The following is a 15102-nucleotide window of genomic DNA, read 5'->3' on the forward strand; positions in this document are numbered from 1 at the left end:
AATTTTACTTTAGTTATATTTATGGTGATAACTGCTGATTTCAAGAGGGGTTTTCCTGCAGGTTTGGTTGAAAATAAACCTTTCGCCAGCAGCTCATGAACAAGTTTCGTCAGGTGAGTAAATCAAATATTTATTGACTTAGCTCACCATATACTTTAACCAATATAGACATACAGCACAGACAGATTACCCGTCATACTTCGAGTTGCATCTGCGTTGGCGACTTTTGTTCACCCCAGTCACATCGTTTTCTATGCGCCAGGGGCTTCACGCAATTGCCGCCTTCCTGCAAGACGAATTATTTAGGGTAAATAATGACAGAGTACACAACATCCATGAAACGCATCAGCACCACCATTACCACAACCATCACCATTACCACAGGTAACGGTGCGGGCTGACGCGTACAGGAAACACAGAAAAAAGCCCGCACCTGAACAGTGCGGGCTTTTTTTTCGACCAAAGGTAACGAGGTAACAACCATGCGAGTGTTGAAGTTCGGCGGTACATCAGTGGCAAATGCAGAACGTTTTCTGCGGGTTGCCGATATTCTGGAAAGCAATGCCAGGCAGGGGCAGGTAGCGACCGTTCTTTCTGCCCCCGCTAAAATTACCAACCATCTGGTGGCGATGATTGAAAAAACCATCGGAGGTCAGGACGCATTACCCAATATCAGTGATGCCGAACGTATTTTTGCCGAACTTCTGACCGGACTCGCCGACGCCCAGCCGGGCTTTCCGCTGGCGCAGTTGAAAGTGTTTGTTGAGCAGGAATTTGCCCAAATCAAACATGTGCTGCATGGGATCAGCTTGCTAGGACAGTGTCCGGACAGCATTAACGCTGCGCTCATCTGCCGTGGCGAAAAGATGTCGATCGCCATCATGGCGGGGTTACTGGAAGCCCGCGGCCACCACGTTACCGTTATTGACCCGGTCGAAAAACTGCTGGCGGTGGGGCACTACCTCGAATCTACCGTCGATATCGCCGAATCGACTCGCCGCATCGCCGCCGGGCGTATACCCGCCGATCACATGGTGCTGATGGCCGGGTTCACCGCCGGTAATGAGAAGGGTGAACTGGTGGTGCTGGGGCGCAATGGCTCCGATTACTCCGCAGCGGTTCTGGCGGCCTGCTTACGCGCCGACTGTTGCGAGATCTGGACAGATGTCGACGGTGTATATACCTGTGACCCGCGCCAGGTACCTGACGCCAGGTTGCTGAAATCGATGTCTTATCAGGAAGCGATGGAGCTCTCCTATTTCGGCGCAAAAGTGCTTCACCCTCGTACCATTACCCCCATCGCGCAGTTCCAGATCCCTTGCCTCATCAAAAATACCGGTAACCCGCAGGCGGCAGGCACGCTGATCGGCGCCAGCCGCGATGAAGACGATCTGCCAGTGAAGGGGATTTCCAACCTTAATAATATGGCGATGTTCAACGTCTCCGGTCCTGGCATGAAAGGGATGGTGGGGATGGCGGCGCGCGTGTTTGCGGTGATGTCCCGCGCAGGCATTTCCGTGGTACTGATTACCCAGTCATCCTCTGAGTACAGTATCAGCTTCTGCGTGCCGCAGGCCGACTGCGCCCGCGCGCAGCGTGCCTTGCAGGATGAATTCTATCTCGAACTGAAAGAGGGCGTGCTGGAACCGCTGGCGGTCACTGAACGACTGGCGATTATCTCCGTCGTTGGGGATGGCATGCGTACACTGCGGGGTATTTCGGCGAAATTCTTTGCCGCACTGGCGCGCGCGAATATCAATATCGTGGCTATCGCGCAGGGCTCTTCCGAGCGTTCCATTTCGGTCGTGGTCAATAACGACGATGCCACGACGGGCGTACGCGTCACCCATCAGATGCTGTTCAATACCGATCAGGTAATTGAAGTGTTTGTCATTGGCGTTGGCGGGGTAGGCGGCGCGTTACTGGAGCAGCTTAAGCGCCAGCAAACCTGGCTGAAGAAAAAACATATCGATCTGCGCGTGTGCGGCGTGGCGAACTCGAGAGCGCTGTTGACCCATGTGCATGGCCTGAATCTGGAAAACTGGCAGGCTGAACTGGCTGAAGCGAAAGAGCCGTTCAATCTTGGTCGCTTAATCCGTCTGGTGAAGGAATATCACCTGCTGAACCCGGTGATTGTGGATTGTACATCCAGTCAGGCGGTGGCCGATCAATACGCGGACTTCCTGCGTGAAGGATTCCATGTGGTCACGCCGAACAAAAAGGCGAATACCTCGTCAATGGATTACTACCATCAGCTGCGCTTCGCTGCCGCGAAGTCACGGCGCAAATTCCTCTATGACACTAACGTGGGTGCCGGTCTGCCGGTGATCGAAAACCTGCAAAACCTGTTGAATGCGGGCGATGAATTGCTGAAGTTCTCCGGCATCCTGTCCGGTTCGCTGTCATTTATTTTCGGTAAGCTCGACGAGGGTATGAGTCTCTCTGAAGCGACTCGTATCGCGCGTGAAATGGGGTACACCGAACCCGATCCGCGTGACGATCTTTCGGGAATGGACGTGGCGCGTAAGCTGCTGATCCTCGCCCGTGAAACCGGGCGCGAGCTGGAACTGTCAGACATCGTCATTGAACCGGTGCTGCCGAAAGCGTTTGATGATTCAGGCGACGTTGAGGCGTTTATGGCGAATCTGCCGCAGCTTGACGATGCCTTTGCCGCTCGGGTGGCAAAAGCCCGTGATGAGGGCAAAGTATTGCGCTATGTTGGCAACATCGAAGAAGACGGCGTCTGTCGGGTGAAGATTTCTGAAGTGGACGGTAACGATCCGTTGTACAAAGTGAAAAACGGCGAAAACGCGCTGGCGTTCTACAGCCACTACTATCAGCCGCTGCCGCTGGTTCTGCGCGGTTATGGCGCGGGTAACGACGTCACGGCGGCAGGGGTGTTTGCTGACCTGCTGCGTACTCTCTCATGGAAGCTAGGAGTCTAACATGGTTAAAGTTTATGCCCCGGCTTCCAGTGCCAATATGAGCGTTGGATTTGATGTGCTTGGGGCGGCGGTGACGCCCGTTGATGGCTCACTGCTGGGCGACGTGGTGTCGGTTGAGGCGGCGGACAGTTTCAGCCTGAATAATCTGGGCCGCTTTGCCGACAAGCTACCGCCAGAACCGCGAGAAAATATTGTTTACCAGTGCTGGGAGCGTTTTTGTCAGGAACTGGGTAAGCAAATTCCGGTGGCGATGACCCTGGAAAAGAATATGCCGATCGGCTCCGGATTAGGTTCCAGCGCCTGCTCGGTGGTGGCGGCACTGGTCGCGATGAATGAGTACTGCGGCAAGCCGCTCAATGACACGCGTCTGCTGGCAATAATGGGCGAGCTGGAAGGGCGTATCTCCGGCAGCATTCACTACGATAACGTCGCGCCATGTTTTCTCGGTGGTATGCAGTTGATGATTGAAGAAAACGGCATTATCAGCCAGCAGGTGCCAGGCTTTGATGAGTGGCTGTGGGTACTGGCCTATCCTGGCATTAAAGTCTCCACGGCAGAAGCGCGGGCGATCCTGCCTGCGCAGTATCGTCGCCAGGATTGCATTGCCCACGGGCGTCACCTGGCCGGGTTTATTCACGCCTGCTATTCCCGTCAGCCTGGGCTTGCGGCGAAACTGATGAAGGATGTGATTGCCGAACCGTATCGCGAACGTCTGTTGCCTGGTTTTGCTCAGGCGCGTCAGGCCGTCGCGGAAATTGGCGCGCTGGCCAGCGGTATTTCCGGTTCAGGGCCGACGTTGTTTGCGCTCTGCGATAAAACGGAGACCGCGCAGCGCGTGGCGGACTGGCTGGGCAGTCACTACCTGCAAAATCAGGAAGGCTTTGTTCATATTTGCCGGCTGGACACGGCGGGCGCACGAGTACTGGGATAATTGATGAAACTTTACAATCTTAAAGATCACAACGAACAGGTTAGTTTTGCACAGGCAGTCACGCAGGGGCTGGGCAAGAATCAGGGGCTGTTTTTCCCGCACGATCTGCCGGAATTCAACCTGACAGAAGTGGATGAGATGCTGAACCAGGACTTCGTCAGCCGTAGCACAAAGATCCTCTCGGCGTTCATCGGCGATGAAATCCCGCAGGAGATCCTCGAAGAACGTGTGCGCGCAGCCTTTGCTTTCCCGGCGCCGGTTGCTCAGGTGGAAGGGGATGTCGGCTGTCTGGAGTTGTTCCATGGCCCGACGCTGGCGTTTAAAGATTTCGGTGGTCGTTTTATGGCGCAGATGTTAACCCACATCAGCGGCGAAAAACCAGTGACCATTCTGACGGCAACCTCTGGTGATACCGGCGCGGCCGTGGCGCATGCGTTTTATGGTCTGCCGAACGTGCGCGTGGTGATCCTCTATCCGAACGGTAAAATCAGCCCGTTGCAGGAAAAACTGTTCTGCACGCTGGGCGGTAACATTGAAACTGTTGCCATCGATGGTGATTTTGATGCCTGCCAGGCGCTGGTCAAACAGGCGTTTGATGATGAAGAACTGAAAGTGGCGCTGGGGTTGAACTCGGCGAACTCCATCAACATCAGCCGCCTGCTGGCACAGATTTGCTACTACTTTGAAGCCGTTGCCCAATTGCCGCAGGAGGCGCGGAATCAGCTGGTGGTTTCTGTTCCAAGCGGTAACTTTGGCGACCTGACGGCGGGCCTGCTGGCGAAATCTCTCGGCCTGCCGGTGAAGCGTTTTATCGCAGCCACCAACGTTAACGACACAGTGCCACGCTTCCTGCAGGACGGGCAGTGGGCGCCAAAAGCGACCCAGGCGACGTTGTCTAACGCGATGGATGTGAGTCAGCCGAACAACTGGCCGCGCGTTGAGGAGTTGTTCCGCCGTAAAATCTGGCGTCTGAATGAGCTGGGTTATGCGGCTGTAGATGATGAAACCACACAGGAAACGATGCGCGAACTGAAAGCGAAGGGCTACACTTCTGAGCCTCATGCCGCCGTGGCCTACCGCGCTCTGCGTGATCAGCTCAATCCGGGCGAGTACGGTCTGTTCCTCGGCACTGCGCACCCGGCGAAGTTTAAAGAGAGCGTGGAAGCGATCCTCAATGAAACGCTGGATCTGCCGAAAGAACTGGCAGAACGTGCGGATCTACCGCTGCTTTCGCAACATCTGCCGGCGGATTTTGCCGCCCTGCGTAAGCTGATGATGACGCGCTAAACCGTCTGCCCGGTGGCGCTATCGCTTACCGGGCCTGTCAGGCGGTGGAGATGAGAAAGCCGGATAAGGCGTAGCCGCTATCCGGCGAAATGCGCATTACTGCTCGTGACGCTTAAACACCAGTTCGCCGTTGCCAGACGCGGCGTCATCAAAGAAGTAACCCTCGCTGTTAAAGCCGGTGAGCTGTTCAGGCTCCGTCAGGCGGTTTTCAATGATGTAGCGGCTCATCAGGCCGCGCGCCTTTTTGGCGTAGAAACTGATGACTTTGAACTTACCGTTTTTCTCGTCGAGGAAGACAGGTTTAATCAGCTCGGCATTCAGTTTCTTCGGTTTCACGGCGCGGAAGTATTCATCCGATGCCAGGTTAATCACCACCTGGTCGCCCTGTGCGGCGAGCGCTTCATTAAGCTTATCCGTGATGATATCGCCCCAGAACTGATACAGATCCTTCCCTTTGGCGTTCTCCAGACGGATACCCATTTCCAGACGATAAGGTTGCATCAGATCCAGCGGGCGCAGCACGCCATATAAACCTGAGAGCATACGCAAATGCTGCTGGGCAAAATCGAAATCGGCTTCACTGAAGTTTTCGGCCTGTAGTCCGGTATAGACATCGCCTTTGAAAGCCAGAATGGCCTGACGCGCGTTTTCTGGCGTGAAGTCCGGCTGCCAGTCATGAAAACGGGTGGCGTTTAGATCGGCGAGTTTGTCGCTGATGTTCATCAGCTTGCCGATTTGCGGGGCTGAAAGTTTACGCGCCACATGAATCAGTTGCTGCGAGTGATCCAGTAATTCAGGTAGCGTATGGCGCGTTGTTGCCAGCGGGCTCTGGTAGTCGAGCGTTTTTGCAGGTGAAATCAGAATCAGCATATCCAGTCCTTGCAGGAAATTTACTGCGACTGTAGCAAAAAACACGACTGAGTTGATCGATAGTTGCGATTAGTCTCGCGGTATGTCATCCCAGGCATCTGGTGCCAGTTGCTGTCCGATGTCCGGGTAACGCAGTGGATCAAAGACCGGGCGAACGCCGAGTTTACGCTGACGCAAGTAGTCGCTGGCCAGGGTACGCACCACCGGAGAGAGCAACAATATTGCCGTCAGGTTAGTGATCGCCATGCAGGCCATGATGATATCCGCCAGTTGCCACAGCAGCGGGAAGCTAAGCAAGGTGCCGACCACGACGGTTGAACAGGAGGTAATGCGTAAAGCCCAGATGAAGCGCTTATTGTCCAGCTTCAGAAAGTACAGATTGTTTTCCGCATAGATGTAGTTAACCACAATAGAGCTGAAGGCAAACAGAATCACAATGACTGCGACGAATGCCGCGCCCCACTCTCCGACCAGTGTATTCATCGCTTTCTGCACCAGTTGGATCCCTTCCATCGGCGCATAGGTGGCGTCGTTACCGGCCAGTAAAACCAACATTGCCGTTGCGCTACAGACGATCAGCGTATCGATAAAAATGCCGATCATCTGCACGATCCCCTGTGCCGCAGGGTGCGGCGGCCAGGATGCTGCTGCGGCAGCAGCGTTAGGCGTTGAGCCCATTCCGGCTTCATTGGAGAACATACTGCGTTGAAAACCGCTGGTGATCGCCTGACTCAGCGTATACCCCGCCACGCCGCCCGCCGCTTCTTGCCAGCCAAATGCGCTTTTGACGATAGAAATGATGATGTCCGGCAGTTGGTCGATGTTGATCAGACAAACCACCAGGCTGGTGACCACCCACATCAACGCCATCACAGGGACAAACCATTGCATCATCCGCGCCACGCCTTTGATCCCGCGGACGATAACCAACAGGGCGGCAATCGCCATGACAATACCGGTGGCAACCGGAGGGAAATCAAACGCGAATTTGAGAGCACGGGATACGGAGTTGGCCTGCACGCTGTTGAACACCAGGCCGTAGGCGATCAGCAAAAAGATGGCGAATAACACGCCCATCCAGCGCATGCCTAAACCACGTGCCATATACCAGGCGGGGCCGCCGCGAAACTGACCGTGGCGATCGCGTTCTTTGTAGAGTTGTGCGAGGGCACATTCAGCAAATGAGGTCGCCATCCCAATGATGGCGGCGATCCACATCCAGAACACCGCACCTGGTCCACCTGCGGTAATGGCCAGCGCCACACCCGCCAGGTTACCACTACCGATACGGGCGGCAAGGCCGGTGCAGAGTGACTGAAAAGAGGTTAACCCTCCCGGCTGCGGGTTAATGCTGTTTTTCAGACTTCTGCCAACCTGGCGGATATAGCGAAACTGGACGAAGCCTGTGCGCCAGGTAAACCAACACCCTGCTCCGAAGAGCAGGTAGATCATTACCGATCCCCAGAGCACATCATTAATGAACGTGAAAAAATCAGGCATTAACATCCCTCTTGTTGCTGCCGGTACGCTGTAACAACCCTGTGTAAGCGTTACCAATTGTCGAATAGTATATACGCTGCCGGACAATTGATAGCGGCCGAGTAGTATACATGAGGTTGTGTACCGGAATGGCGCGTCACATCAAGCCCGGACCAGAAATTGTCCGCAGATGCCCTCATGGGGATAAGCGCATTGTCTGCGGTTGCGCTGTCACAACGTCGTGTTATCATCAGGGCAGACCGGTTACATCCCCCTAACAAGCTGTTTAAAGAGAAACACTATCATGACGGACAAATTGACCTCCCTTCGTCAGTTCACCACCGTGGTGGCCGACACCGGAGACATCGCGGCAATGAAGCTGTATCAGCCGCAGGATGCCACAACCAACCCTTCTCTCATTCTTAACGCAGCGCAGATCCCGGAATACCGTAAGCTGATTGATGACGCCGTGACGTGGGCTAAGCAGCAGAGCAATGACCGCGCGCAGCAGATTGTTGACGCTACCGACAAACTGGCCGTAAACATCGGTCTGGAGATCCTGAAACTGGTCCCGGGTCGTATCTCCACGGAAGTGGATGCTCGCCTGTCTTATGACACCGATGCCTCTATCGCCAAAGCGAAACGCATCATCAAGCTGTATAACGACGCAGGCATCAGTAACGATCGCATTCTGATCAAACTGGCTTCAACCTGGCAGGGCATCCGCGCTGCTGAGCAGCTGGAAAAAGAAGGCATCAACTGTAACCTGACGCTGCTGTTCTCCTTTGCGCAGGCGCGAGCTTGTGCTGAAGCGGGCGTATTCCTGATCTCTCCGTTCGTGGGCCGTATTCTTGACTGGTATAAATCCAATACCGACAAGAAAGAGTATGCGCCGGCGGAAGATCCGGGCGTGGTTTCTGTAACGGAGATCTACGAATACTACAAACAGCACGGCTACGAGACCGTTGTGATGGGCGCAAGCTTCCGTAACATCGGTGAAATTCTTGAGCTGGCGGGCTGCGATCGCCTGACCATCGCACCGGCGCTGCTGAAAGAGCTGGCGGAAAGCGAAGGGGCTATCGAGCGTAAACTGTCCTTCTCTGGCGAAGTGAAAGCGCGTCCGGAACGCATCACCGAGTCTGAGTTCCTGTGGCAGCACAACCAGGATCCCATGGCGGTAGACAAGCTGGCGGACGGTATCCGTAAGTTTGCTGTTGACCAGGAAAAACTGGAAAAAATGATCGGCGACCTGCTGTAATCATTGATGCGTGACCGGTACGCCGGTCACGCTACCTCTTCTCAACCCTGTCTGTCCTTCCCTTCGCAGTGTATCATTCTGTTTAACGAGACTGTTTAAATGGAATAATCATGAACACCTTACGTATTGGCTTAGTTTCCATTTCTGACCGCGCCTCCAGCGGTGTCTATCAGGATAAAGGTATTCCGGCGCTGGAAGAGTGGCTATCGACGGCGCTGACCACCCCTTTTGAGGTGCAGACACGCTTGATTCCTGACGAGCAGGCCATCATCGAACAAACGCTGTGTGAGCTGGTGGACGAGATGAGTTGCCATCTGGTGCTGACCACCGGCGGCACCGGTCCTGCGCGTCGTGATGTGACGCCGGATGCGACCCTCGCAGTTGCCGATCGCCAGATGCCTGGTTTTGGCGAACAGATGCGGCAGATTAGCCTGCACTTTGTACCGACGGCGATCCTGTCGCGCCAGGTCGGGGTGATTCGCAAGCAGGCGTTAATCCTCAATTTACCGGGCCAGCCGAAATCCATTAAAGAGACTCTGGAAGGCGTGAAGGATGCCGAAGGGAATGTCGTTGTGGCGGGTATCTTCGCAAGTGTACCGTATTGTATACAGCTTCTCGAAGGGCCGTATGTGGAAACCGCGCCGAAAATCGTAGCATCTTTTCGCCCGAAAAGCGCAAGACGTGAAATAAACGCCTGAAATTAGCCTTTTCGTAAGATAAGCGGCGGTGAAAGTGGCGTGTTGATTTGTTTACGATATAGTAAGTTTTACTTTACATATGTCGTTCATAACAATGCTCCACTGACTTATGGTTCGCTATGTCACAACATACACGCCCCCTGAATCGCCAGGATTACAAAACGCTGACGCTGGCCGCCCTTGGCGGCGCGCTTGAGTTTTATGATTTTATTATCTTTGTCTTTTTCGCTGCAGTGGTAGGTGAGTTGTTTTTCCCCGCTGATATTCCCGAATGGCTACGTCAGGTTCAAACCTTTGGCATCTTCGCTGCCGGATATCTGGCGCGTCCGTTAGGCGGCATCATCATGGCGCACTTTGGCGATCTGGTTGGGCGCAAAAAGATGTTCACCCTGAGCATTTTGTTGATGGCGGTTCCCACGCTGGCGATTGGTCTGCTGCCAACGTACGCCTCTATGGGAATTATTGCGCCGCTATTGTTGCTGCTGATGCGTATTTTGCAGGGGGCGGCGATTGGCGGTGAAGTTCCGGGTGCATGGGTGTTTGTGGCCGAGCACGTTCCCGAACGTCGTATCGGCATTGCCTGCGGAACGCTAACGGCGGGTCTGACGGTGGGGATCCTGCTGGGTTCCGTAGTAGCCACTCAGGTGAATACCCTTTTAACGCAACAGGCCGTGCATGACTATGGCTGGCGAATTCCGTTCTTGTTGGGTGGGATTTTTGGGCTGGTGGCGATGTATTTACGCCGTTGGTTACAGGAAACGCCGATCTTTCTGGAGATGCAGCAGCGTAAGACGCTGGCGCAGGAACTGCCGGTGAAGTCGGTCGTAGTGAAACATCAGAAGGCAGTGGTGATCTCCATGCTTCTGACCTGGCTGCTCTCCGCAGGGATCGTGGTGGTGATTTTAATGTCGCCAGTCTGGCTGCAAAAGCAGTACGGACTAGCCCCAGCCCTGACGTTGCAGGCAAACAGCGTGGCGACCATTATGCTTTGCATGGGTTGCCTGTTGGCGGGCTTTATTGTCGACCGCGTTGGCGCCAGCAAAACCTTTATTGTTGGCAGCCTGTTATTGGCTTGTTCGAGCGGGTTGTTCTACCACCTGGCGGGCACACATCCGCAATATCTGTTCCTGCTTTATGGGCTGGTGGGGCTGTGTGTGGGAGTGGTGGGCGCAGTGCCATACGTGATGGTGCGCGCGTTTCCTGCGGAAGTCCGCTTTACCGGCATTTCATTTTCCTACAATGTTTCTTATGCCATTTTCGGTGGGCTGACGCCGATTGTCGTCACATTGCTGATGAGCGTCTCGCCGATGGCTCCAGGCTGGTATGTGCTGGCGTTGTCGCTGGTGGGATTGGGACTGGGAATTTGGTTGCGACAGGACATGTATTATCGCGATACGGAAATGCAGGCTGAGCTACAACAGCCGTAATAATGATCCCCCCTTAGCGGGGGGATACTGATGAATCAGTGTTTTTCACCAATCGGCAGAATGGTACGGCCAAACTGTTCGTTCAGCACTTCGCCCATCGCCAGGTAAATGGCGCTGGCGCCACACACTAAGCCAACCCAGCCGGCAAAGTGGATCACGGCTTCGTTACCCGCGATGTTACCCACAGCCAACAGAGCGAACAGAACCGTCAGGCTCAGGAACACGAACTGCAGCATGCGTGCGCCCGTCAGCGTACCGAAGAACATAAACAGTGTGAATACGCCCCACAGGCCCAGGTAGGCGCCAAGGAACTGGGCATTCGGCGCTTCTGTCAGACCCATTTTCGGCATCAGCAGGATCGCGACCAGCGTCAGCCAGAACGAGCCGTAAGAGGTGAAAGCGGTCAAACCGAAGGTATTCCCTTTTTTGTATTCCAGCAGGCCGGCAAAAATTTGCGCGATACCGCCGTAGAAAATTCCCATCGCGAGAATAATACCGTCAAGAGCGAAGAAACCCGCGTTATGCAGGTTAAGCAGAATGGTGGTCATGCCGAAGCCCATCAGGCCCAGCGGTGCCGGGTTAGCCAACTTAGTGTTGCCCATAAATCCTCAAGATCATCATTAATTGAATGGTGAAATAGTTATCCCCGCTAAAACATGACGCCGTTCGGGGCGCGGCATAATAATCAGGAGAGAAGGGGCTGTCTATGATCTCATCGGGGGAAAAGAGTGAATTTTTGCCGTGATCGCCATCACACATCATCCAGGCGATTTATTTCAACAAAAGCAAAAATTTTTTTCATTCCCCCCTTGATGAAGTGGGTTACGACCCCACTTAGTAGTCAACCGCAGTGGTGAGTCTGAAAAAAAACGAATCAGGGTAGTTGAAACCGCACGTTTCGCCCTTATTACAGACTCACAACCACATGTTGACCGAATTTTTAGTGGAGACGTTTAGATGGGTAAAATTATTGGTATCGACCTGGGTACTACCAACTCTTGTGTAGCGATTATGGACGGCACTACTGCACGTGTGCTGGAGAACGCCGAGGGCGATCGCACCACGCCTTCTATCATTGCTTATACCCAGGATGGTGAAACTCTGGTTGGTCAGCCGGCTAAACGTCAGGCAGTGACAAACCCGCAAAACACCCTGTTTGCGATTAAACGCCTGATTGGCCGCCGCTTCCAGGACGAAGAAGTTCAACGTGATGTTTCCATCATGCCGTACAAAATCATTGGCGCCGACAACGGCGACGCATGGCTGGATGTGAAAGGTCAGAAAATGGCACCGCCGCAGATCTCGGCTGAAGTGCTGAAGAAAATGAAGAAAACGGCTGAAGATTACCTGGGTGAACCGGTAACGGAAGCGGTTATCACTGTACCTGCTTACTTTAACGATGCTCAGCGTCAGGCAACCAAAGACGCCGGTCGTATCGCAGGTCTGGAAGTGAAACGTATCATCAACGAACCGACTGCCGCTGCGCTGGCATACGGTCTGGATAAAGAAGTCGGTAACCGTACTATCGCGGTTTACGACCTCGGTGGTGGTACTTTCGATATCTCTATTATCGAAATCGACGAAGTTGATGGCGAAAAAACCTTCGAAGTTCTGGCAACCAACGGTGATACCCACCTGGGTGGTGAAGACTTCGACAGCCGTATGATCAACTATCTGGTTGAAGAATTTAAGAAAGATCAGGGCATTGACCTGCGTAACGATCCGCTGGCCATGCAGCGCCTGAAAGAAGCGGCAGAAAAAGCGAAAATCGAGCTTTCTTCTGCGCAGCAGACCGACGTGAACCTGCCGTACATCACTGCAGATGCCACCGGTCCGAAACACATGAATATCAAAGTGACTCGCGCGAAACTGGAAAGCCTGGTCGAAGATCTGGTGAACCGTTCCATCGAGCCGCTGAAAGTCGCTCTGCAGGACGCTGGCCTGTCCGTATCTGATATCAACGACGTTATCCTCGTGGGTGGTCAGACGCGTATGCCAATGGTGCAGAAGAAAGTAGCTGAGTTCTTTGGTAAAGAACCGCGTAAAGACGTGAACCCGGACGAAGCCGTGGCGATCGGTGCTGCCGTTCAGGGTGGTGTATTGACCGGTGATGTGAAAGACGTACTGCTGCTGGACGTTACCCCGCTGTCTCTGGGTATCGAAACCATGGGTGGTGTGATGACGGCGCTGATCTCCAAAAACACCACTATCCCGACCAAGCACAGCCAGGTGTTCTCTACTGCGGAAGACAACCAGTCTGCGGTAACCATCCATGTGCTGCAGGGTGAACGTAAACGTGCGTCTGATAACAAATCTCTGGGTCAGTTCAACCTGGATGGGATCAACCCGGCACCGCGCGGCATGCCGCAGATCGAAGTGACCTTCGATATCGATGCTGACGGTATCCTGCACGTTTCCGCGAAAGACAAAAACAGCGGTAAAGAGCAGAAGATCACCATCAAGGCGTCTTCTGGTCTGAATGAAGAAGAAATTCAGAAAATGGTTCGCGAAGCGGAAGCGAACGCCGAGTCTGACCGTAAGTTCGAAGAGCTGGTTCAGACCCGCAACCAGGGTGACCATCTGTTGCACAGCACTCGCAAGCAGGTTGAGGAAGCCGGCGAACAACTGCCAGCTGACGACAAAACCGCTATCGAGTCTGCACTGAGCGCACTGGAAACGGCTCTGAAAGGTGAAGACAAAGCGGCTATCGAAGCGAAGATGCAGGAGCTGGCGCAGGTTTCCCAGAAACTGATGGAAATCGCTCAACAGCAGCACGCACAGCAGCAGGCAGGTTCCGCTGACGCTTCCACAAACAACGCGAAAGATGATGATGTTGTCGACGCTGAGTTTGAAGAAGTGAAAGACAAAAAATAATCGCCCTTTGAACGGGTAATTACTGGCACGGGCGAAGAGGTTTCCTCTCCGCCCGTGCACGCATGTTAAGGGCAGATAAAAAGAGATGGCTAAGCAAGACTATTACGAGATTTTAGGCGTTTCCAAATCAGCGGAAGAGCGTGAAATCAAAAAGGCCTACAAGCGCCTGGCCATGAAATTTCACCCGGACCGTAATCAGGGTGATAAAGAGGCCGAAGCCAAGTTTAAAGAGATCAAAGAAGCGTATGAAGTCCTGACCGACTCGCAAAAACGCGCCGCTTACGACCAGTACGGACATGCTGCGTTTGAGCAAGGCGGTATGGGTGGCGGCGGCGGTTTTGGCGGCGGCGCTGACTTCAGCGATATCTTTGGTGACGTTTTTGGCGATATCTTTGGCGGTGGTCGGGGTCGTCAACGTGCTGCGCGTGGGGCCGATTTACGTTACAACATGGATCTCACCCTGGAAGAAGCCGTACGTGGCGTGACCAAAGAGATCCGCATTCCGACGCTGGAAGAGTGTGATGTTTGCCACGGCAGTGGCGCGAAAGCGGGGACTCAGCCGCAGACTTGTCCGACCTGTCATGGTTCCGGTCAGGTGCAGATGCGCCAGGGGTTCTTCGCGGTTCAGCAAACCTGTCCGCACTGTCAGGGACGCGGTACGCTGATCAAAGATCCGTGCAACAAGTGCCACGGCCATGGTCGCGTCGAGAAGAGCAAAACGCTGTCGGTTAAAATCCCGGCTGGCGTGGATACCGGCGACCGCATTCGTCTTTCAGGCGAAGGTGAAGCTGGCGAGCACGGCGCACCGGCAGGGGACCTGTACGTTCAGGTTCAGGTGAAACAGCACCCGATCTTCGAACGTGAAGGTAACAACCTGTACTGTGAAGTGCCGATTAACTTTGCGATGGCTGCACTTGGCGGTGAGATTGAAGTTCCGACGCTGGATGGCCGCGTGAAGCTGAAAGTGCCCAGCGAAACGCAGACCGGAAAACTGTTCCGCATGCGTGGCAAAGGCGTGAAGTCAGTCCGTGGTGGCGCGCAGGGCGATTTGTTGTGCCGCGTCGTGGTCGAAACACCGGTCGGTCTGAACGAGAAGCAGAAACAACTGCTGAAAGACCTGCAGGAAAGCTTTGGCGGCCCAACCGGCGAAAATAACAGCCCGCGCTCCAAGAGTTTCTTCGACGGTGTGAAAAAGTTCTTTGACGATTTGACCCGCTAATCACTGGCTAACGACGTTCTCATTGAGTAAAAACCGGTATTCCCTGTGAGGGGATACCGGTTTTTTATTATCTGGACCCCACTGTTTGTTTATAAAAATGAATGTGATTTTTAT

12 protein-coding genes and 1 other annotated feature are annotated in these 15102 nt (G+C 54.0%); of the genes, 9 read left to right on the forward strand and 3 right to left on the reverse strand.

All coding sequences use genetic code 11. The annotated features are described in order from the left end of the window. The first annotated feature begins 335 nt into the window (after positions 1-335). From thrL to thrC, 4 genes are all read left to right on the forward strand, one after another. Positions 336-401: a thr operon leader peptide gene (gene thrL, locus HVX64_RS04695; protein ID WP_001386572.1), complete on the forward strand. Its 66-nt coding sequence runs from the start codon at positions 336-338 to the stop codon at positions 399-401. Continuing rightward, positions 337-457, forward strand: a sequence feature (Thr leader region). (Overlaps the previous gene by 65 nt.) 25 nt (positions 458-482) lie before the next feature. Next, complete coding sequence (gene thrA, locus HVX64_RS04700) at positions 483-2945, forward strand: bifunctional aspartate kinase/homoserine dehydrogenase I (protein WP_042998019.1); 2463 nt, start codon at positions 483-485, stop codon at positions 2943-2945. Position 2946: 1 nt separating this feature from the next. Beyond that, positions 2947-3876 carry a homoserine kinase gene (thrB, locus tag HVX64_RS04705; protein ID WP_042998018.1) on the forward strand — a complete coding sequence of 310 codons (930 nt, stop codon included), beginning with the start codon at positions 2947-2949 and terminating at the stop codon, positions 3874-3876. Positions 3877-3879: 3 nt separating this feature from the next. Next, entirely contained in the window at positions 3880-5163 is a 1284-nt protein-coding gene (gene thrC, locus HVX64_RS04710) for a threonine synthase (protein ID WP_044255627.1), read from the forward strand. Positions 5164-5259: 96 nt separating this feature from the next. Here the strand turns inward: thrC and yaaA are convergent, their stop codons facing one another. Both yaaA and HVX64_RS04720 read right to left on the reverse strand, forming a co-directional pair. Then, positions 5260-6033, reverse strand: a complete 774-nt coding sequence (gene yaaA / locus HVX64_RS04715; RefSeq protein WP_042998016.1) for a peroxide stress protein YaaA — start codon at positions 6031-6033, stop codon at positions 5260-5262. Between the two features lie 69 nt (positions 6034-6102). Next, positions 6103-7533 (reverse strand): sodium:alanine symporter family protein, encoded by a 1431-nt coding sequence (locus HVX64_RS04720; protein WP_042998015.1) that lies wholly within the window; start codon positions 7531-7533, stop codon positions 6103-6105. A 283-nt stretch (positions 7534-7816) separates the two neighbouring features. Between HVX64_RS04720 and tal the strand changes: the two genes are divergently transcribed. The 3 genes from tal to HVX64_RS04735 all read left to right on the forward strand — a co-directional run bounded on the left by tal (position 7817) and on the right by HVX64_RS04735 (position 10895). Next, positions 7817-8770 (forward strand): transaldolase, encoded by a 954-nt coding sequence (tal, locus tag HVX64_RS04725; protein WP_042998014.1) that lies wholly within the window; start codon positions 7817-7819, stop codon positions 8768-8770. 110 nt (positions 8771-8880) lie between these two features. Continuing rightward, positions 8881-9468, forward strand: a complete 588-nt coding sequence (gene mog / locus HVX64_RS04730) for a molybdopterin adenylyltransferase (protein ID WP_044255626.1) — start codon at positions 8881-8883, stop codon at positions 9466-9468. Between the two features lie 119 nt (positions 9469-9587). Continuing rightward, complete coding sequence (locus HVX64_RS04735; protein ID WP_044255624.1) at positions 9588-10895, forward strand: MFS transporter; 1308 nt, start codon at positions 9588-9590, stop codon at positions 10893-10895. Between the two features lie 35 nt (positions 10896-10930). Here the strand turns inward: HVX64_RS04735 and satP are convergent, their stop codons facing one another. Then, positions 10931-11497 (reverse strand): acetate uptake transporter, encoded by a 567-nt coding sequence (gene satP, locus HVX64_RS04740; protein WP_042998011.1) that lies wholly within the window; start codon positions 11495-11497, stop codon positions 10931-10933. A gap of 355 nt (positions 11498-11852) precedes the next feature. Between satP and dnaK the strand changes: the two genes are divergently transcribed. Together dnaK and dnaJ are read left to right on the forward strand one after the other, a co-directional pair. After that, entirely contained in the window at positions 11853-13769 is a 1917-nt protein-coding gene (gene dnaK / locus HVX64_RS04745; protein ID WP_042998010.1) for a molecular chaperone DnaK, read from the forward strand. Between the two features lie 85 nt (positions 13770-13854). Continuing rightward, the gene (gene dnaJ, locus HVX64_RS04750; RefSeq protein WP_042998009.1) at positions 13855-14988 is read left to right on the forward strand and encodes a molecular chaperone DnaJ; all 1134 of its coding nucleotides are present in this window, start codon (positions 13855-13857) and stop codon (positions 14986-14988) included. The last annotated feature ends 114 nt before the right edge of the window (positions 14989-15102 follow it).

The sequence above is a fragment of the Citrobacter sp. RHB20-C16 genome, assembly GCF_013890155.1.
Taxonomy (GTDB): domain Bacteria; phylum Pseudomonadota; class Gammaproteobacteria; order Enterobacterales; family Enterobacteriaceae; genus Citrobacter_A; species Citrobacter_A amalonaticus.